The organism is Bradyrhizobium sp. CAR08 (assembly GCF_052871955.1).
The window spans coordinates 122,084-140,355 of the sequence record NZ_JBIXJX010000006.1 but is presented as its reverse complement, the minus strand read 5'-3'; the positions used below and the strand labels follow the sequence as shown (position 1 = coordinate 140,355).

Sequence of the window (18,272 nt, the reverse complement as noted above, 5' to 3'; positions counted from 1 at the left end):
CGAGCTTCTACCATAGCAAGCTCGACTCAGGCGATTTGTTAGCTATTGCGGAGACTGTTCGTGACCTTCACGCGGAGTCTCAAGCAAGTGTACCGAGCTCAGCTCGACACATACTGTATAAATCTGCGGCACAGCGACCTCGGGGACGAGATTGCAATCGTCAAGCAGCAGACCGAGGCCGATGTCGCGAAACTGATCGTCGACAGTTTAGGCAACGCCGAGCGCTGAGGCATCGCTAAAAAGACGGCCCCGGATTGGCGCAGACCTGAGTCCAAGGTACCTTCCCTATTCGCCTCAGGCGCACGCGAAACGAAGCCCAAGGCCAAGTTCCAACGGTTCGCGGGTCAGGCCGTTCCGTCTCTGCGCACGAGCGAACTTGCTGAATTTCCGAATGCGTGAGCGGGAGAGCGAGGAACGAACGCGCGGAGGAAGGCTTGGAAGTCTTGCTAGCTCTCTCGTTGGAGCTGGCGGAGCGGCCCCGGCCCATCCTTCCAGCCCCACTGAAGCCGGGGCCGTCTCTACTTCGATGGAGGGAGCGTCTAGTTTTGCTCGCGTGCGGCTAATTCTCCGTCCAGCTCCTTCAAGCGCCCGAGCAGATTTTCCACGATCTCCATACAATCGGAATGCCTCAATGATTGCACGCCGCGCGCGGCCAGCTCGCGCTCCAATATAGTAGCCACTATGGTTTGGATGCTCACAAATCGTCCCCCGGAAAAAACTGCGCCGTTAAATATGGATCAAAAAAGAATTGGGTTCGCTCAAGCGAAAGGCCGCAGCGTGGTTCCAGCCCCACTGCGGCCATCCGGGTCAACTTGAAATTGCTTGGTACTTAAATCGCGCCGGTGTTCTCACAGTAGAACACCCCGTTCCGAAAATGGACTCCGGACAACTACCGGTAGCGCCTTGTCACACTAGAGCGAAACATGGCATCTCTGGCTTCCAGCCCCTATGCTCCCGGCTGCCGATCCAATTGCGGATCAGAGCGCCGGAGCCGCGAAAGTGAAGGTCGCAGGAACGGCTAAGAGGCTGCTCCTGCGACCGACGCCGCGACGTTCCGCACGATCGGCACGGCACCGTGGCGCTAGCACAGAGGCCCGCCAGCGTGAACCGTCGCTTACAATGAGGCCGCCACATGAGACGGCATGCTCATCAAGTGGGGGCTTACGTTGGAGGACGGAGGCCGGGGGAGCTCAGCCATTGCTGAATGTGCAAGGCGTTCTCACTCAGGCGCGCGGCTTTTAGCAAAGCTTCCCGCTTGGGGCCCGGAGGTGTTGCCTCTGCCCGGCTGCGAGCGGCGCTCGCCATTTGGGTGAGGCGATCTGTTAGCGATGTGGTGAGCTTGGGCATAAATGGCTCCGCATATCTTGGCGGGAGCACGGGGCTCTCAGTCACCGATAGAGGCCGTGATGGGCCGGTGATGGATGCACTAGGCGCTTGATCCACGAGAATAGATACTGAATCCGCTAGAGCCTTGGGCTTGGCATTCTGCTGCACGATGGCCGGCCCCGCCAGTGTGAACCGGCGCCCTTGAATTGCAATGCACGGAGAGGTGCACTGAAACTTCGCGCGCTTCTATTCGTAGTATCAGTATCCGGGATTTTGTTGATCCCTCTCGGGGCTGGACTAAACCTATCGCCGCCGGGACAAGGTATTGTTTGCCCGGCGGCGCATTTGATTGGAGTTGGCTCCGGCGAGCACCTGTTAGCGTGAACCGGCGGACCTTTCGATCGACTTTTCCACACCGACGATGCGCAGTAGTTCGCGCGCGCCGAGCTACTAGGAAGCGATAATTTGCGCGTTGCTGCCGCTTTGCTGGCGGCATGCGCACTCGCTTCGATACACGAAATCCGGCCACTGGCGGATGCGACCGATGCGCTGCCCGCCTTCATGGAACGGTGTAGTAATTGGCGAGCAATCACGCGCAGCGTGAGCATGGCGGTGGTTTCGTTTAGGCGCGGCCTTCGCCTCTCAGGAGCCTTAGTTCGTTCCGTCGCTTGGCAGAAATGAGCGAGGAGTCCGTCATCATATTTCCTGCGATGTGCAAGGCCCTTCGGCTGGCCCGGGTGCATGGCTTTTTGGTCGAGCGCGAGGACGGCTGTATCACCCGGGAGGCAATCAATCTGCGTGCTCGACGGGTTTGGCGCGCAAGATGGTCGAAGGTGGCTGGCTCGTGAAGCACGGCTGGCGTTATGAGCTGACCGAACCGGGTCTGAAAGCGGCGGAGTGATCCAACGCTAGCTCCCTCACCGCGGTGGACGGCAAAAGCATTGGATCAAAGTCAAGAACCGGACCCATCCGGCAATGTCGCGGGAGGTATGAACGGTGGCAACAGATCTGGCACACGCACGCCGGCTTACCAAGGCAAACGGAAGTCTGTCGCCTTTGGCGTAATCGGCTGCTTGGGTCTCTTTAACGGCAACGATGCTTATGCCTCAGAAGCTAGGCGGTTGCTTTCGACGTCGGCGGGGGGCTACTCTCATCTCCAATCCCATGGCCGTGAGCACACCAAGAACAGTTGAAAAGTGTGGAAGCTGCTGTTCGTCCCCAAATGCTCGATAAATGCTCGTTCGTTGCAGACCGGCTTCTCTAGCGACTTCTGAAATGTTGAAGTGATCTAGCGCCTTCCCAATTGCTCTGCAGATCGTGCGAGCTTCGGCCGACTGGAATGCCTCGTTCAACTCGCCGGTTAACTGCGAGGGTGCGACGGGACTCAATCTTTTCGTCATCTCGGTCTCCACAACAAAAAAGGCCGGCTTAAAAAGCCGGCCCTTCGTTATTGAATCGAGGCGCGCTCAGTATTTCGCGATGCTCGGACCGCCCCAGCGATAGTTTACGCGGACCAAGCCCATATCAACGTCTTGGCGGATGCGGTCGCTCCCGCGAAAGCTCCAATCGGCGTCGTGAGCTCGATCGTGCGATCACCCAGGAAGATGTCATTGTACTCGACGCCAACCGACAATTCGGTGCAAAACCATATTCGAGGCCCGCGCCTACCGTGCCGCCCCAACGGGTTTCACGAGCCGACGAGAAGAGCGCACCGGTCGGAAGATCGAATACATCATACTTGTCGCTGACGACCGCGGCGCCGCCCTTGACGTAGAACAGAGTATTGTTCCAGGCGTAGCCGACCTGACCGGTGATCAGACCGAACGAGTCGATCCGCGAACGATTGCGAGTCCCAAATCCCGGGATCGCGCTGACGTTGTCGCCCGAGAAGTCAGCCCAGTTGCCTTGACCTTCGATGCCGTACACCCACTGCCCCGACTGCATGCGGTAGCCGATCTGACCACCAACCGTGCCGCCTAGGTGAATGTCCAGCAGCAAGCAGCTTGCCGTCTGCACGCTGTCGCTCTCAAGCAATGCTTCGGCCGAGGCGAAAGTACGGCTCTCGATGCCGTGGCGCGCCAACAGCCGCGCCACGCTCTTCAGAAGGCCCGCATCGTCGTCGACTACGATCACAAGTGTCCGCTGCGCCATCCTGTCCGCCTCCAGCCCCTAGCACGAAGCACTCAAGGGTGGCCAACCCTTGATATGCATCAACGGAGAGTCCGCTGGCGCTGACTGATGTTATCGCTGGGACTTGCGAGGCGCAGGCGCAGTGGCCGGCCGCAACTCCATGTTGGACACGCCCGCTGTAATGTTCACGCCCGTCTGACCCTGCACGGACAGTGGCTGCAACGCGACCGTGCGATCCGAGCCGCCGACCAGGAGGTTGGCACCCACTCCGGCACCGACCGTACCACCGGCGGTCGCACCCGCATAGGTTCCCGCCAATGCCGCCCGGCGCAGTGTGGTCGGTGCAAAAACGGCCCAAGTCAGCTTGCCGCCGGACGTGGCGCCGATGTCGAGCCCAAGCGTACTGACGGTGCCTTCATAAGCCTCGCGCGCCCTGCCTCTCGCCGATGCATAGATGCAGCTCAGTTGCCGCTGTCCCACGACAATCATGCCAACGCCCGGAGAAATGTTGCAGGTCAGGGTGCCGACCTGCGTTCGCCCAGCCTGCTGAGCGGTGGCAGGAACAATGGCCAGGGCGAGCACCAGGGCGGCGCATGCGATTGGTCTGTTCAGCATTGCTTTGTTCATGGGGCGGCCTCCAACGACGTATTCTGGTGGTCCCCAACGCGGACCAGCATTGCGATGTTCCTGTTTTCTCGCACTGCCGCCCAGTCGAGAATAGTCGAAAGCGCTGACCCAATCCACAAGTCGCGGACATGCCCCTCAATGCCGCCAGTTGGAATTTTCCTCGCCTTGCGGAGTTACGAATTAATTTTGGTCGGAGCAAAACTGTTTGAAGGTTAAAGGACCCCGGTATAGCATCAGATGTCCGGCTTTGATGAAAGCTTTGGAAGTGCCGCCTCATTGGCGAGTTCATATCCCCCGCAGCATGGCACTTCGTGCTTCCGAGATTACAAATGTCTCCCAACAGGATTGCGCTTTTCATCGACGGAGCCAATCTCTATGCGACCACCAAGACGCTCGGCTTCGATATAGATTACAAACGCCTGCTGAGCGAGTTTCAGAGCCGCGGTACGCTTCTGCGCGCGTTCTACTACACCGCGACTAACCAGGACCAAGAGTTCTCCTCGATCCGTCCGCTGATCGACTGGCTTGACTTATAACGGCTTCACCGTCGTCACCAAGCCGAGCAAGGAGTACGTCGACGTCGGCGGCCGGCGCAAGGTCAAGGGCAACATGGATATTGAGCTCGCGGTCAATGCCATGGAGCTCGCCGAGCACATGGACCAAATGGTGCTGTTCTCCGGTGACGGCGACTTCCGGTACCTGGTGGAGGCGGTACAGCGCCGCGGCGTTCAAGTCACCGTCATCTCCACGATCGCGAGCCAGCCGCCGATGATCGCCGACGAGCTGCGCCGCCAGGCCGACGTGTTCACCGATCTAATCGAGCTCCAAGCCAAGATCGGCCGCGATCCCTCCGAACGCCCGCCCCCTCGCGAGCGCGAGCCGCGCTATCGCCCGCAGCAGCTCCGAGAACGTGAGACGCTCGCAGGACCAAAGGGAAATGATAGCGTTCTCGAGAATTGATGCCGAGCGAGCCGGCTCAGGAGCACGCCTGGCTGAGTCGCAAATCGTTCCATGGAGAGTTGCATGTGCGTATGGTGTCCCTCCATCGCGATCATCGATGCCTGAGTGGATGATCAGGCCAGCGATCCCACCCGGTGACGCGCCCAGGCACCGGGCTCGTCGACCCAAGCCTCCTGTGCGAACCAGGCGTGATTGGATTGGCAGATCGGGCAACGAGTGTGCGCGAAGAAAACCGGGCTACGCCGAAAGCTCTCGCGATCGGTCTTGATGCCGGTGGGGATCGCGCGTCCAGTCTGCGGACACTTGACCATGACCATTCCCATTTGGGCCTCCCTCAACTTTAATTTTCTTGAATTCGATTTCCTATTCGGTTTCGAAAAGCAACCGGCCGGTTAGATCGCGCCTCTTGTTGGTGCGCTGGCTTGAGGGCATCGCGCACCTGCCCGTTGCTTGGTCGAGCATGGGTGGGCATGCTCGCGGCGGGGCTTGGTCCAACCGGCCGGATCTCCCTCTTGAATGAACCTGAATGTAAATTGAGTGCCGCTTAGTTGCGTTGGTGAAGGACCTTGGCGATGTGCTTCTTGAGTGGCTCGCCGGTTGCCGTTGCAAGCTTCTGGGTCAGGTCCCATAAGTCCTTGCCTTGGGCGGATGCGGTGTCGAAAGTCTTGCGCGCTTGCTCCGCGGACAAGGTGACGACATCCGCCGCCGACTTGGTACCCAAGAGTTGCACAAAGAAATCGATCGTAGAGGCGGCATTAAAGTTCGAGATCTCGATGACCTTGAGCCCGTAGTCTGTCGCGCTCCTGGCATTGCCCGAATAGCTCTCGCGCAGCGCTTCAGCCATATCCTCTGACGCCGCTTTGATCTTCTCGCAGCCTTCCCTTGCGCGGGCGAAGCCCTGCTCGGAAAATTCACCGAGCACACCGGGCACCGCAAACTTCGGCACTCCGAACGGCGGCATCGCGAAGCCGTTCGTTCCGTTCACCTCAACTTTCACTTCAGCTTTCGCTTCACTTTCACTCACAGCTGCTGTCCCCATTTCTCAAGCGAATCCCGAAACGCTGGCTGCGCCGCAGGAGTTCGTGAAGCGGAAAGTTTTCCACCTCAGCGTCCGTTCAATTTTGATGGGCTTCAATCCAGTCCCGATATCATTATGCCCAACGACAGGAGAGCTGTCCGTCCGATTTGTGACTCTCGGCAAAAAAATCTTCTGACGATGTCAATACACACGATCGTCATATCAACGATATGCTTGCAGCGCCGCCACGTGCGGGTCACCGCGGGTTCCACCTTGCCAACCAGCCCGCCAATGATCGCCGACGAATTTCGCCGCCAGGTCGAGGGGTTCACCGACCCTTGTCGAGCTCCGAGCTAAGATCGGCCACGGTCCGTCCGAACGCGCGGTCATCACCGCAACAGGTCCCGGAGCGTCCCGTCGCGGGGCCGAAGGGAAATGATAGCTTTCTCGAGAATTGATCCCGAGCGAGAATGAGGATCCTTAGCGAATAAGCCCGGCATTTGCGCCGGGCTGATCGCAAGTAAGCTTTGCGTGCTCGCAATGGAGTGATTGGAGAAGATTCTCCGCTGTCAGTCGGTTCGGATTGTAACGTTGGACGCCGGCTCGCGCGACTTTGCACGGGCGTGTTGCTGACCGGTCACGCTCCTAAGCTAAGCCTAACCCTGCGCGCATCGGCCTTGATGCCCCGGACCTGCTCGATCCGAAGCGGAGCGATCCGTCTGCAGACCCAAGTAGCATTCGAAAGCGATGTGAAGCCCACAGCGCATAGTTCCCGCTCAGACGGACTTATCGGAGCGCCAGTCGGCGGCCGATCGCCAAAATTAATTCTGTCTCATAATGATGATGACTCTGTCGCGATAATAAACAATAAGTTTGGGAAAACAGAAGCAGGGAGTTTGCGATGGAAGCTATGCGCCGCTTTCGCGCCATGGCGTTGCTATGCCGACAGGCTGCCGCGCGTGATGCCGAGAGAAGCTGGAACCTGCTCGCAGAGGCAGAGTACTGGGAGCATCTGGCGGCTACAGCTCTGGCTCACTAAGCGCACGGAGTAGTAGCGATTACTCGATTGTCCTGTTTTATCGGTGGCTCTTGATTCATTTTATTAGAGCGTGCCTTCAACACCGAAGGAGCGTCGCTCGCCTAAAACGAAACAAGTAGTTCGCCGCGAGTGGACGAAGGACGACATCAAGGAACTAAAGGCGCACTCCAATGCTCGGACGCAAGTGTGACATCGACGACATTGCGGACTCGAGCCGTCGCTGTAGGCTTATCCTGCCGGGGCTGGAATCAATATTTCACGTCTTCATTTTAACCCGGCCGGCCGCAGTGGTTTGCCGCTGCGGCCTTTTCGTGTGGCGCTCCTAGCGTCGCATCTAGAAAGGCTCACCCCATAGCGATTACTTTCGCTCCGCGTCAGCCTCCTGCTCAAGTCGCAAAATATGTGCGCGCAGAGCGTCAAACCGCTCCTCGGCAAACTCGCTGAATAGCGGATCATTGTGACTCGTTCCGGCTGAAGCGATCTCAGTCCAATCTTGAGGCTTGAGAACCTTAAGTGCCACCGGAAAGAAATCGCGATCTTCCATCATCATGTGACGGCGCTCGTGCGCGATAAAATCGCGAACGACAAGATTCACATCTTCGCGCAGAATGCCACGTTCCGCGAGAACGCTGTCGACCGCCTGAGCGACGCGGCGTTAAAGTTGGGCCCCTTTCTGGTGTTCGCGAGCTAGATCGCCGACCTTCGCAGCAGCGGCTGGATCCCGTGCCCTCAGCTTGGCAAATACCAAGTCTTCCTGGGGATGATGATAAACTTCTGGGTAGACTTCGAAGTAACTGATAACCGCGTGAATGACCTCGTACTCAGCACGGTCGCCGCGGTCGAGTACCTCGAGCTCCCGCTCGAGGATGGCCAGCAGCTTCTCAATGTTGAGATGCTCTTGGGATAAGCGCTCTATGATCATGGCAGAGCTCCATACACGGGCCTCAATATAGTCCTTGGTCGAGTGTCAGCATTTGCGACAGATCAATCCGAGACGATGCGATTTTAAGATCGCGCAACTCGTGCGGACCATGCTCGCGATTGCCTAGCCGCAATTTAGACCCATATTCTGAATTGCAGATGCGTGTGAAACGGGAAAGCCACGGTCTGCGATGGCGGATTGCGTCCCAAAAACTGCCACGCCCCTCCCCGTACCGGCCTACAGCATGCCCTCACACGCATCGCTTCACGCCTTGCGGCGATGCCGCGTTGGATCGCGCGGGCGCGCGGTTTGTGAAAGCCAAGATGCAACTCGGCCGAGGCCAAGCACTCGTTTAGCGTTGCCACAAGAGCAACCTTCTTTGTCGATTTTCTCTATTTTAGGGAAGAATAAGCCGCATGCAGCGGCTTCACGGCACTACGCCGGAAAAAGCTCGCCGGGATCGAACCGGCCTCAAACTCTTGCGTCACATCGGCCGCATCGCTGAGCCTGTACTAACGTAAGAGCTCGGGGGACGTGCGAGCGTACATGCCTATGGCGTGCACGACGTCAGCTTCCGAGGCTAAGGCGGAAGTCGCCGCTCTTAGCGGTCATCGAAGGCTTGTGACCCGACTCGGATATCCGACAGAGGGTTCTGGCGGCTGGTGGTGGCCCATCGAACCAGTGCCGCCGGCCGACCGAGCAGACAGCGCGCCTCGCTTGAGACAGCCTCGCTGCCGAACTATCGTTGCCCTTGAGAGAACCGAGACCTCGCTGCATCCTGCCGCCAACTGCCCTTGCGTCGCGCAATCGTAGGAGCCGGCATCCGGGGAATGTCGGTTGTGATGCATCGGGTGGTGCCTCCCTCGTCTCTGCTCCAAAATGGGGAAGATCCCAATGATCGTTACCGCAACATACGATCCCTCTCTCGTTGCCCTGTCCATCCTGGTCGCTGGCTTCGCGTCTTACACCGCCCTGGATCTCGGCGAACGCGTGGCGCTGGCCCAAGGACCCACGCACCACATACCCACGCAGCGCGTACCCACGCACCCGATCTGGCTGGCGGCGGCCGCACTCACCATGGGAGGCGGCATATGGTCGATGCACTTCGTCGCCATGCTCGCCTTCGAGCTGCCGATGCCGGTGTCTTACGATGTCGGCTTGACTGTCTTTTCCCTCGTGCTGGCGATCCTGGGCACGAGCGGCAGCTTCTACGTCATCAGTAGCCCGGGCGCATGGCGCCCCCGCGTCGTGCTCAGCGGCGTCTTCATGGGGCTCGGCATCCTCGCCATGCACTACACCGGCATGGCCGCCATGCGGGGGCCCGTCCAATTGAGCTACGACCCCCTGTGGTTCGCGCTTTCCGTCATCGTCGCGATCGGCGCGGCGACGGCGGCGCTGTGGCTGGCGTTCGGAACCGGGGGCGCTGGGCAGAAGCTCGCCGCCGCCATCATCATGGGCGTCGCCATATCCGGCATGCACTACACCGGGATGCGGGCGGCCATTTGTAGCGCTCCCGCCACGGTCGAGGACACCCACGTGGATGCGACCCTCGATCGGACCCCCTTGGCGGTGGGGATCGCCGGCTTCGTGCTCGTCGATCTGGCCGCCCTGTTCGCCTCCGTGGCCAGGCGCAAGCGCGCCGCGGAGGCCCTGCGTCAGACGCAGGCGGATCTTGCCCACGTCCAACGGGTCACCGCCATGGGAGAGCTGGCGGCCTCGATTACACATGAAGTCATGCAGCCTCTCGGGGCGGGAATGAACAATGCCGGGGCGGCCTTGCGCTGGCTGGATGGCCAGCCGCCAAATCTGGACAAGGCCCGGGAGGCGCTTGGTCGTACCGTCGAAAACGGAAAGCGTGCGGCCGACATCATCGGCCGCATTCGTGCCCTCATCAAGAAGGAGCCTCCGCGCAAGGATGCCTTGGAGGTCAACGACGCGGTCGTTGAGGTCATTGCCCTGACCCGTGGCGAAGCGATGAAAAACAATGTCTCGGTGCAGACGCAACTCGCGGAGGGCTTGCCGCCCATCCAAGGAGATCGAGTCCAACTGCAGCAAGTGCTCCTTAACTTGATCATCAACGCCGTCCAAGCGATGAGCGGTGTCAGCGAAGGGTCGCGCGGGTTGCTGATCGGCACTGGGAAAGATGCATCGGGCGGAGTGCTCGTCGCCGTGCGGGATTCTGGCCCGGGACTGAAACCGGAGAGTTTTGGACACCTGTTCGACTCATTCTACACCACCAAGCCCGGCGGCATGGGCATGGGGCTATCGATCTGCCGTTCGATTGTCGAAGCTCACGGGGGACGCATATGGGCCACCCCAAACGCCGGACCAGGCATCACCGTGCATTTCACTTTGCCGATTCAAGCCACGGCATCCGCAACCGACGGCGTGATCTTCAATACCATTCAGAAATTCTCCCCCGCCGCTGGCAATAGATGATGAAGGTCGGGCACTCCGAGAAGTCTGGTTCTGTGCGTCGGCTCAAAGCAGTTGGACCTCGGCCGCCGCCGAGGTCTAACGACGAATGCATACAGCTCCTGATGCTGGTTCGAGACGTAGAGAGAGCGTCGCCGAGTAAGCAAGACGCCTTCCCGCATCAGCGCTCGGACCTGAGCCATTGGCGCAAGCGGCTCGGCGACAAGTTGGAGCTGCTGCTGGCGGAGAGCCTGCGGGTGGCGTACGAGGCCGGCGCGTTACGCGGCCAGGACCTCAAGCACGTCACGGTCGACACCACGGTGCAGCCGAAGGCCATCCACCTTTCCGACCGATGCCTATTCTCGTGTGGCCAAGGCCGCCGCGATGATGGCGGGCCGCTACGCTCATGCCAAGCAATTCAAGCGGCATCAGCGGCAGTTGCGCATTCTGCGCAGCCGGCTGGGCCGGATCATCCGCGAGATCCGCCGCAGGAGCGAGGGCCAGCCGGCACTGGAGGAGGCATTCGCCCTCCCGCTTGGCCAGCCCGCGCAAATCCGCTCGCAGCAGCAGCAGCACCAGCGCGGCTGGAAGCTTTACTCCTTCCATGCCCCGGCATTGGGGCTTAACCCAGTTTGGAGTTTGGCGATCTGATCTTCGGTCTGTCCGTTGGACCAGGACGTCGGTAATCGCTGCGCTGACGGGGGCCTTGCCCTGAGCCAGTTGGCCGCCCAGCGAGGCCTGAAATCTTGATTTCACTTGCATCCTGCGTGCAGGCTGGCAGCTCTCTTAAATCCGCGAGGGATCGACCTTCCGAGCACGAACGCGACGAAGAGCGACTGCAAGGAAGATTTTAGACGCTAGCAATTGAAACCGGCGTGTGCAGAAAGTATTCGCAATTGAGCGGCGCGAGGCGTGCGAAAAGGACACTATGCCTGTCGAAGTCGCGAGAGCCCAACAGGACAAAGACGTTCAAGTCCTTGCCGGCGGATGCCCATAGAGGCATCACGATCGCGATTTGGACGTATCGCGATTTGGCCGAGTTACCGTAGTTCCTTGCCGTAGTTTATTTCTAGAGTGGTCCAAGGCTTGCGAAAAATGAACGTCTTCGCGAGGGTTTAGCGCCCACAGTTTGGAGGAGTGGATATCCGCAGACCACGAGTTATGATAGCTACCGCGGTTAAGGATCAATAGAGGTGAGCCCTGCCAAGTCAGCCGCAACCTGGCCGGAGCCGACTAGTTGGTAAGGTTCGCGTTTGAACTCTCCCGGTACTGTGATTGGATTGCCAATTGCCTGCCCCCGCTGCGCGGATGGTGTCGATGGACAGCTTCGCGGCCGGGTTCAAACGAATCGGAGCACCATGTCCTCTAGCTCCAACGCCGGTATCGCCAAGAAAGCGCGCATGAAGGCTGAGGCGGATTTTGCCACCTGGCTCATGATGGCTAAGCTGGGTGGTTTCGATGACCTGCCGTCCAGCGCCCAATGCTTTCTGACAAATTATCAAACTCGGCTCGAGACAATGAGCGAGGCCGAGTCCACGGCTCTAGCCGTTCGCGAGGTCTACAGCGCTTATTACAGCGAGATGGGAGGCGTAGGCGCGGCTCCGGAACCAAAGGCTCGGACGCCTACGACAGAGGGCAAACTCGTGCGGTCCCAGAGACCGCTTGGACCTCAACACGGTCAATCGGCTGCGCGCCATACGACGAGGCCAATGACCCGAAAATCCCTCCCGGCACTGCTAATTCTCGGGAGCATTGTGGCACTGGTTGTCGCAGTCGGATTTCTAGCGCAGTAAGACCGGCCGCGAATTCTGTGCAACGTCCGCTTTTCCCCCCGCGATCCGACTAGGGGAGATCGTGCACTTCGCGTTTGGGCCAACTGGCGACACCGCGGGAGCAGCCTTGAAGACTTGGATCCTTAGTTTGATCGGTCAATAGCGCTGACACAACTGAAGCGCGTGTATTGCCGAATTTTCCCGGCTGTTGCAGCCTAGGCACACCGCCTGCTGATTGAATCAGCTAGCTTAACGCTGGAATTCCGGACAGCAAAAGAACCGGCGTCGTTTGGGCTGAAACGTGGATGGAGCGAAAGTAATGAAGAAGCTTTTGTTAAGTGGCGTGGCTTTGCTGGCAGTGAGCATGGCGGCACCTGCATCAGCGGCTGATCTGGCGGCTAAACCTTACGTCAAGGCCCCGCCCCCGGTGGTCGCGCCGATCTATGATTGGACCGGATTCTACATCGGCGTCAACGGCGGTTGGGGACAAAGCCACGGTTGTGTGGATTTCGTGACGCCAGCAGGGGCAGTCGCAGGTGGTTGCGCGGATCGCTCCGGGGGCCTCGCTGGCGGACAGATCGGGTACCGCTGGCAAACCAATCAGTTTGTGCTCGGTCTGGAAGCGCAGGGAGATTGGGCAGAAATCAAGAATACGCGCGTCAGTCTGATCGACCCATTGATTTCGACCACAGGGAAGATTGACGCCATCGGACTCTTCACGGCGCAGCTCGGCTGGGCATGGAACGCCTCGCTGTTCTACGTGAAGGGCGGCGCCGCCGTGACGCGCAACCGATTCGACATATTCAACAACGTCACCGGGGTCGGCCTGGCATCGGCAGGCCACACGCGTTGGGGCGGCGCCCTTGGCGTGGGCTGGGAGTACGGCTTCACGCCCAATTGGTCGTTCGGTATCGAATACGACCATCTCTGGATGGGGCGTGACAATGCCGGCTTCGCAGGCGTAGTCACTCCCGGAGGCTTCGTCCTCACCGGCAGCGGGGTTAGCCAGGATGTCGACATGGTCACACTTCGGTTGAACTACCGCTTCGGTGGATACGGCGCACCGATCGCGGCCAGATACTGATCACCCCCATCTTCGCAAACCAAAGCCCCGGCACGCCGGGGCTTTTTTGTGGTTATGATTTTCTTGGCCTTTGCTACCTTGCGGTGTCTAAGTTGGAAGAGCACGTTCGACCGTATCAATCATGGCGGCCACATTCGTTAAGCAAGCAATCCGAGCCGCTGAGCTATCGTGACCAGCTCTGCCAGAGACGCACTTTCATCTTCTCCGTCACTCGATATCGATGTGCCTTGATTGTCCGCGCGCACCGGCGCTGGCACCGAGGCTCGCGGCGGGACAATCTGCCCGCACGAAACTTGTGTAGTTGGGCACCACCGGCGGTCCGCCCTTGCAGGTTGGGCGAGCTGCACCTTCAAATGCCATTGTAGCCGGGGGCTCCCTTTACGTTATTGATTGTGGCAACGGCGTTGCCCGATAGATCGTGCAAGCTGCTCTTAGGCTAAACGCGTTAAAAAGCATTTTCATTACGCATCAGCATTCGGACCACAATCTAGATTACGGAATTGTTCTATTTGCCTGGTATTCGAGTCTGCGGAAGCCGGTGGCCCGCCACCATTGGCGGAAATGACAAAGAAGGTTTTGAGTTGAATGCTTTCGACATCGACATTCGAATCCGCGATGAAGGCAAGCCCGCTCCTAGGGCAATGCTTGTTCCGCACGAGATAGAGTTGGCCGGGATTGTGATGCAAGGCGAGAATGTGAAGGTCAGTTGTGCCTTGGCTGACCATCCACCCCTTCCGGTCGCGCTATCGTATCGCTTTGACACTGCAGATCGCTCTATAGTTTTCTCCGGAGATACCCGACGCTCTCATTAACCTCGCGAAAGGCGCGGACGTATTCGTGTGCGAGGCCCAATATCTTCCGGGAATGCGCCAGGTGCTTGATGGAGCCGTGAAAGTAGGCAGGTTCGATAAGGAGACCGCCGACAACCTCTTCAAAAGTGTTTCAGGCAATGCACTTACGGTCGAGCAGGCGGGCGAAGTGGCTCAAGCCGCAGGGGTCAAAACGCCGGTGTTAAGTCATTTCGTTCCAGGAAATGGCGCTGTTCCTGATCAGGTGTTTGTGGACGAAGCCCGCAAAGCTTTCTCCGGCGAAATCATAGCGGCCCGAGACTTACTTGAAATTTGAATTTAGCGTCGCGTTTGACAGTCAGGTCCGCAATGGGTCTTGGCTGTGTAAAAAATGCAGCGCCGCACAAATTACAGAGAAAAGCATTCCTTCAGAAGCCTGCTCCGGGAGCGTGAGGAGCATACTGAACTGCGACGCCGCTCCATCTGAGAAGCAGATTCTCCGCGCTACGCGAGATTTCACGTTTTCACACAGCCAGGGTCAAAACGCGAAGCGCAGAGCCCGAGCAGGTCTAGTCGGCTATTTTTAGTGAACAGGCAGTCAGCGAAAGATGTAGCTACATCGCCTACGGGCCAGATGCATCGCCGCCTACGATGACGTGTCGGCGCTGCCGTGCAAGAGCAACCACACGGGGCGAATCCGTGAAGACGGCGGCTGCCGCTTCCCGCTCGATTCCGCCCCCAATCAACAGCATCCGAAACACATCGTGACTGAAGTAATTGCATACGCAGCAATTTGACGGCGGCCGGGGCTTGCTTCAGTTCGTTCCGTATCCGGAACGAACTGAAGGAAAGTCGCTGGCGTTGCAGATTTACAACCCGCACAGCCGACCGAAATACTAAGCTCGGTCATTGAGACAAGCCGAACATATTTCATTCTTAGTTCAATATGGTCAGCGGGGACAAACGATGTTTGACGTCTATCGCAATGACAAGCGCGGCTTGCTCGTTCTAAGTACAGGCTCCGCCGTACCTGCGCTTTACTCTGCACATACCTGGCGCAAGAGCAGAAAACGAGTTCTCAAGGTTAGCAACGAAATCAAGTCAACCGTTCAGGCACAAGGCTATTACATCCGCAGCCTGCGGGCCACTAAGGAACGAATGATCTACGTCAAGTAGGTCGCCGGCCGGTATTCCCCATTTGCAAATCTCTATGACATCGGCAGGAGCCAATCCGCCACGATTGCGCTTCGTCCACTGTCGACGCCCGCGCTTCGATGCCACGGGCAAGTCTGTTTGGTTGGTTGGTTGGGACTGATCGCCGCTTGCTCGGATTCGAACAATGACCGCCAACGTGACCGCGCGCTTTCCGACGGAGGTGAACGCTCGAGGCCGGTGATGTCCCAGGGTGGAAGGTCGACGCAGCAGCCAGCGGCCCCTCCTGCAACAACGGAACTGAATGCCCAAGTAACCACATTTCGGTTCCAGCGAAGTATTTTCGCCATCCGGACGAATTTAGCGCTAAAACTTCGACACCGGGGCTGGCCCGATATTTTACTTGTCCATTGTGACCCGGCGTTTTGACCACGCGCGGGCCGCAGCGAGTTTTCCCTCGCTGCGGCGTTCGTGCTTTTCCACCGCGTGGACCGGCGGCCTCGCTTAGAAGTCTCAGATAGCCTGCCGACGGTTTGCAGTGATCGCTCACGATTCCGTAGCTCACCCTCACGTGCTGCCAAGCTGCTGAAGTCCTCCACGGCGGAAATGTATGTCCGTCCGCCGTCCCCCTTGCTGTTTTGAACCAACTCACAGACGCACACCTCCCGCTGCAAAATGCAGTCGCGAACTTGCCAGGGCGTAGTGAGGACGAGACGGCGTCGAGCTGGGGTTCGGTGACATTTTCGAAGTGAGAAGCCGGCGGCGCCACATCGGGTTGACTATCCCCTTCACTCGGCCAGTTTCGCATGATCCGCGTTAACCCTGTCTTTGATCTTCTCCCATAGCAGCGCTTTCCGGTTCACCTCTGCCGCTAAGCGGCCTTATTGGACCTTTGCAATCCGTCCTTGATTTCTGGAGCTCATTTCTAAGAGGATTTGAGTGAGGTTTCTCGTTCGGAGAGCGTGAAATCAGATGAGAGTGGCTCTCTTCCTAATTGGCCTCGGTACACTCGCCGTGATGGAGCTCGAGGCGCCGCCGCGCATCACAGAGCCTGTGAACGAGCCTTTGGCTCTGGCAACGGTCGGATTACGTCCCTCACACGATACACTGACCAAGGCAGACCGGCTCGAAACTCCGCAACTCCAAGCGCCACCGCAGCCAGTTTCCTCGAGCGAACTAAAGAATCCGCCGGACCACATTGTGATCGTTGCGCCAGCACATTCGAACATCATCGAGCAGAAAGTCAACGCAAGCGGAAATCCGCAATCATGCTGCCCAGGCCTCGGCCCCGGCACGGAATTTCCAAGGCAAGCGCAGGCGCCAGTCGCGCCAAACCAATCGCGGAGGCAAAGCCGTGCCTGGCAGGTGCCTTCGATGGCCTTTTGAAAGCATTAAACCTACAGACGCGATGCCAGACCTAGCGCACGGACTCCTCTACGTTGGGACGACAGCCGATGGCAACCCGCGGCTCCCGCCGCATGTGTCAGAGCAAATACGCCGCGACGAGGAAATCCGACCGCCTCGCCGCGACGAGCGTGAATCCGTTGTCGCCGCGCGGAAGTGGTTGTCGGCGGAATTCATCACGCTCGTTGTTGGAGTGGCAATTGGCCTGGCTTTCGTTGCAAGTTTCGTCCTGTTACGCGATGGTCAATTGAAGACGAAATCGATCGACAGAGCGGCTGCGAAGGCATTGGTCGAGCGCATTATCATAGCCGAGTCCAACGGTGACCCGAATGCAAAGAACAAACGGTCCAGCGCCACCGGCGCCGCCCAGTTTCTCGATGATACGTGGCTCGAAGCCGTTCGAAGGCACCGACGCGATCTGATCCAAGGCCGCAGCGACAAGGGAGTCTTGGACCTGCGGGGAGATGCCGAGCTTACGCGCGACATTGCCGCACGGCTGCTCGGAGGAACATGCCGCGATGCTGACCAAGCGCGGTCTGCCCGTGACGCCCGGTTCTCTCTACCTTGCCCATTTCGCGGGACCGGCGGGCGCCGTGGCGCTATTATCCGGGGCAGAGAGTGCCGACGCTGCTTTAGTTATGGCCGCCGCTGACATGACGGGTCGGACCACACGCGAAGAGCTGGTTAACGCCAATACGTTCCTCAAGGCGATTACAGTCGGCGATATCAAGAGCTGGGCCGATCGCAAAATGGCGGCGGGCACTCGGCCTGGCCAAGAGCGGCTCAGGTAACTGGCGATTTCGGGATCGCGAAGCTCTCGGCCATAAACCAGTTTGCGTATCCGGACGCAAAAATAGCACCCAGATCGACCGGAAAGGCACCGATACTGCTCCGGTCGAGCAGCTAAGCCACTCGCGGCAGCAGGGTTAGTGAGGAGAGACGATGACGAAGTGGTCATTCAGGATGGAGTCGCCTCGATGTCGATTGATTTATCCGAGCGGTCGTTGAAAGTCGATCAACACTGCGGTCATGTGTGCGACGCGTGTGCTGGTTTCATCCAGCGTTGGAAGCCAAGTACAGGCTCCGAAGGAGATCACCATTCACCGTCGAATCGCTAGACAATCGTTATTGCCGCTCGCCGCGCGCCGTGACGCGGTCGCCGGCTGCGCAACGTACCTCGGTTATGAATAGAAGAGAGGACTGTCGCAGCACAATTCCCCGCGGGTATGAAAACTATTCGTATCGGATATTGGAAACTTTCGTTCCGCGCTGCGACCAATAACAACTCACCGCCGCGGATTGATCGAATAACGCCAGGGCAACCATTTCAGTCAACACGAAGCAGGAATCCGTGATGTCCGGCTCCTATCCGCTCCCTACTGAACCCGAAGGCATTGTCACGCCGCTGCTCAAGCGATTTCACTCCGGTGAGATGAGCGCGATAATGCTCCCATACGACGCAGAGGCCGTATTAATCGCGAGTAAGAGGGAACCATCACTGATCACACCGAAATCGCCGCCCGACTCGAGCGCGATCTCACGGTCTGATGGTGAAGGCCAAGGCGCGACATGTGTTAGTTGCTGGCAATATTGTCCGATCGTGCTGGACCGTTCAATTGTGTGGCACAGGTCACG

Annotated in this window: 15 protein-coding genes and 3 pseudogenes; 9 read left to right on the top strand and 9 right to left on the bottom strand. The window is 58.8% G+C overall.

Features of this window, described 5'->3' with window-relative positions; genetic code table 11:
* Window positions 1-60 precede the first annotated feature (60 nt).
* Complete coding sequence (locus ACIPUD_RS14840; RefSeq protein WP_446480954.1) at window positions 61-228, top strand: hypothetical protein; 168 nt, start codon at window positions 61-63, stop codon at window positions 226-228.
* A 2,204-nt stretch (window positions 229-2,432) separates the two neighbouring features.
* Here ACIPUD_RS14840 and ACIPUD_RS14835 read toward each other — a convergent pair.
* The 3 genes and pseudogenes from ACIPUD_RS14835 to ACIPUD_RS14825 all read right to left on the bottom strand — a co-directional run bounded on the left by ACIPUD_RS14835 (window position 2,433) and on the right by ACIPUD_RS14825 (window position 4,083).
* Window positions 2,433-2,726, bottom strand: a complete 294-nt coding sequence (locus tag ACIPUD_RS14835) for a helix-turn-helix domain-containing transcriptional regulator (protein ID WP_446480953.1) — start codon at window positions 2,724-2,726, stop codon at window positions 2,433-2,435.
* A gap of 66 nt (window positions 2,727-2,792) precedes the next feature.
* Window positions 2,793-3,303: pseudogene (locus ACIPUD_RS14830) on the bottom strand (outer membrane protein); the annotation flags it as partial.
* Between the two features lie 264 nt (window positions 3,304-3,567).
* Complete coding sequence (locus tag ACIPUD_RS14825) at window positions 3,568-4,083, bottom strand: DUF992 domain-containing protein (protein WP_446480952.1); 516 nt, start codon at window positions 4,081-4,083, stop codon at window positions 3,568-3,570.
* Window positions 4,084-4,412: 329 nt separating this feature from the next.
* Here ACIPUD_RS14825 and ACIPUD_RS14820 point away from each other — a divergent pair.
* A pseudogene (locus ACIPUD_RS14820) lies at window positions 4,413-5,043 on the top strand (LabA-like NYN domain-containing protein).
* Window positions 5,044-5,156: 113 nt separating this feature from the next.
* On the opposite strand, the gene ACIPUD_RS14815 reads toward ACIPUD_RS14820, so the two are convergent.
* The 4 genes from ACIPUD_RS14815 to ACIPUD_RS14800 all read right to left on the bottom strand — a co-directional run bounded on the left by ACIPUD_RS14815 (window position 5,157) and on the right by ACIPUD_RS14800 (window position 8,022).
* A complete protein-coding gene (locus tag ACIPUD_RS14815) occupies window positions 5,157-5,366 on the bottom strand; it encodes a hypothetical protein (RefSeq protein ID WP_446480951.1) in 210 nt (69 codons plus the stop codon).
* A 221-nt stretch (window positions 5,367-5,587) separates the two neighbouring features.
* Window positions 5,588-6,067: a phasin family protein gene (locus ACIPUD_RS14810; protein ID WP_446480950.1), complete on the bottom strand. Its 480-nt coding sequence runs from the start codon at window positions 6,065-6,067 to the stop codon at window positions 5,588-5,590.
* Between the two features lie 1,391 nt (window positions 6,068-7,458).
* Window positions 7,459-7,650, bottom strand: coding sequence for a hypothetical protein (locus ACIPUD_RS14805; protein WP_446480949.1), 192 nt, complete (start codon window positions 7,648-7,650; stop codon window positions 7,459-7,461).
* A 105-nt stretch (window positions 7,651-7,755) separates the two neighbouring features.
* Window positions 7,756-8,022, bottom strand: a complete 267-nt coding sequence (locus ACIPUD_RS14800) for a hemerythrin domain-containing protein (RefSeq protein ID WP_446480948.1) — start codon at window positions 8,020-8,022, stop codon at window positions 7,756-7,758.
* Window positions 8,023-8,916: 894 nt separating this feature from the next.
* Here ACIPUD_RS14800 and ACIPUD_RS14795 point away from each other — a divergent pair.
* The 4 genes and pseudogenes from ACIPUD_RS14795 (at window position 8,917) to ACIPUD_RS14780 (ending at window position 13,293) form a co-directional block, all read left to right on the top strand.
* Window positions 8,917-10,461 carry an MHYT domain-containing protein gene (locus tag ACIPUD_RS14795; RefSeq protein ID WP_446480947.1) on the top strand — a complete coding sequence of 515 codons (1,545 nt, stop codon included), beginning with the start codon at window positions 8,917-8,919 and terminating at the stop codon, window positions 10,459-10,461.
* A 140-nt stretch (window positions 10,462-10,601) separates the two neighbouring features.
* A pseudogene (locus tag ACIPUD_RS14790) lies at window positions 10,602-11,049 on the top strand (IS5/IS1182 family transposase); the annotation flags it as partial.
* 746 nt (window positions 11,050-11,795) lie between these two features.
* Window positions 11,796-12,230 carry a hypothetical protein gene (locus ACIPUD_RS14785; RefSeq protein ID WP_446480946.1) on the top strand — a complete coding sequence of 145 codons (435 nt, stop codon included), beginning with the start codon at window positions 11,796-11,798 and terminating at the stop codon, window positions 12,228-12,230.
* 298 nt (window positions 12,231-12,528) lie between these two features.
* Entirely contained in the window at window positions 12,529-13,293 is a 765-nt protein-coding gene (locus tag ACIPUD_RS14780) for an outer membrane protein (protein ID WP_446480945.1), read from the top strand.
* Window positions 13,294-13,754: 461 nt separating this feature from the next.
* On the opposite strand, the gene ACIPUD_RS14775 is transcribed toward ACIPUD_RS14780, so the two are convergent.
* Window positions 13,755-14,018 carry a hypothetical protein gene (locus tag ACIPUD_RS14775; protein WP_446480944.1) on the bottom strand — a complete coding sequence of 88 codons (264 nt, stop codon included), beginning with the start codon at window positions 14,016-14,018 and terminating at the stop codon, window positions 13,755-13,757.
* Window positions 14,019-14,130: 112 nt separating this feature from the next.
* Between ACIPUD_RS14775 and ACIPUD_RS14770 the strand changes: the two genes are divergently transcribed.
* Together ACIPUD_RS14770 and ACIPUD_RS14765 are read left to right on the top strand one after the other, a co-directional pair.
* On the top strand, window positions 14,131-14,418 hold the full coding sequence (locus ACIPUD_RS14770) for a hypothetical protein (protein WP_446480943.1): 288 nt from the start codon (window positions 14,131-14,133) through the stop codon (window positions 14,416-14,418).
* Window positions 14,419-15,047: 629 nt separating this feature from the next.
* Entirely contained in the window at window positions 15,048-15,257 is a 210-nt protein-coding gene (locus tag ACIPUD_RS14765) for a hypothetical protein (RefSeq protein ID WP_446480942.1), read from the top strand.
* A 1,612-nt stretch (window positions 15,258-16,869) separates the two neighbouring features.
* Here ACIPUD_RS14765 and ACIPUD_RS14760 read toward each other — a convergent pair.
* On the bottom strand, window positions 16,870-17,166 hold the full coding sequence (locus ACIPUD_RS14760; protein ID WP_446480941.1) for a hypothetical protein: 297 nt from the start codon (window positions 17,164-17,166) through the stop codon (window positions 16,870-16,872).
* Here ACIPUD_RS14760 and ACIPUD_RS14755 point away from each other — a divergent pair.
* Window positions 17,156-17,428, top strand: a complete 273-nt coding sequence (locus ACIPUD_RS14755; protein ID WP_446480940.1) for a hypothetical protein — start codon at window positions 17,156-17,158, stop codon at window positions 17,426-17,428. The genes ACIPUD_RS14760 and ACIPUD_RS14755 overlap by 11 nt on opposite strands.
* The last annotated feature ends 844 nt before the right edge of the window (window positions 17,429-18,272 follow it).

What these genes read in the sequence shown, in the direction of transcription:
- ACIPUD_RS14835 (WP_446480953.1), bottom strand. Translation starts at nt 2,726, where the DNA reads ATGACGAAAAGATTGAGTCCCGTCGCACCCTCGCAGTTAACCGGCGAG.
- ACIPUD_RS14825 (WP_446480952.1), bottom strand. Translation starts at nt 4,083, where the DNA reads ATGAACAAAGCAATGCTGAACAGACCAATCGCATGCGCCGCCCTGGTG.
- ACIPUD_RS14815 (WP_446480951.1), bottom strand. Translation starts at nt 5,366, where the DNA reads ATGGGAATGGTCATGGTCAAGTGTCCGCAGACTGGACGCGCGATCCCC.
- ACIPUD_RS14805 (WP_446480949.1), bottom strand. Translation starts at nt 7,650, where the DNA reads ATGATGATGGAAGATCGCGATTTCTTTCCGGTGGCACTTAAGGTTCTC.
- ACIPUD_RS14800 (WP_446480948.1), bottom strand. Translation starts at nt 8,022, where the DNA reads ATGATCATAGAGCGCTTATCCCAAGAGCATCTCAACATTGAGAAGCTG.
- ACIPUD_RS14795 (WP_446480947.1), top strand. Translation starts at nt 8,917, where the DNA reads ATGATCGTTACCGCAACATACGATCCCTCTCTCGTTGCCCTGTCCATC.
- ACIPUD_RS14785 (WP_446480946.1), top strand. Translation starts at nt 11,796, where the DNA reads ATGTCCTCTAGCTCCAACGCCGGTATCGCCAAGAAAGCGCGCATGAAG.
- ACIPUD_RS14780 (WP_446480945.1), top strand. Translation starts at nt 12,529, where the DNA reads ATGAAGAAGCTTTTGTTAAGTGGCGTGGCTTTGCTGGCAGTGAGCATG.
- ACIPUD_RS14775 (WP_446480944.1), bottom strand. Translation starts at nt 14,018, where the DNA reads ATGGTCAGCCAAGGCACAACTGACCTTCACATTCTCGCCTTGCATCAC.
- ACIPUD_RS14765 (WP_446480942.1), top strand. Translation starts at nt 15,048, where the DNA reads ATGTTTGACGTCTATCGCAATGACAAGCGCGGCTTGCTCGTTCTAAGT.
- ACIPUD_RS14755 (WP_446480940.1), top strand. Translation starts at nt 17,156, where the DNA reads ATGCTGACCAAGCGCGGTCTGCCCGTGACGCCCGGTTCTCTCTACCTT.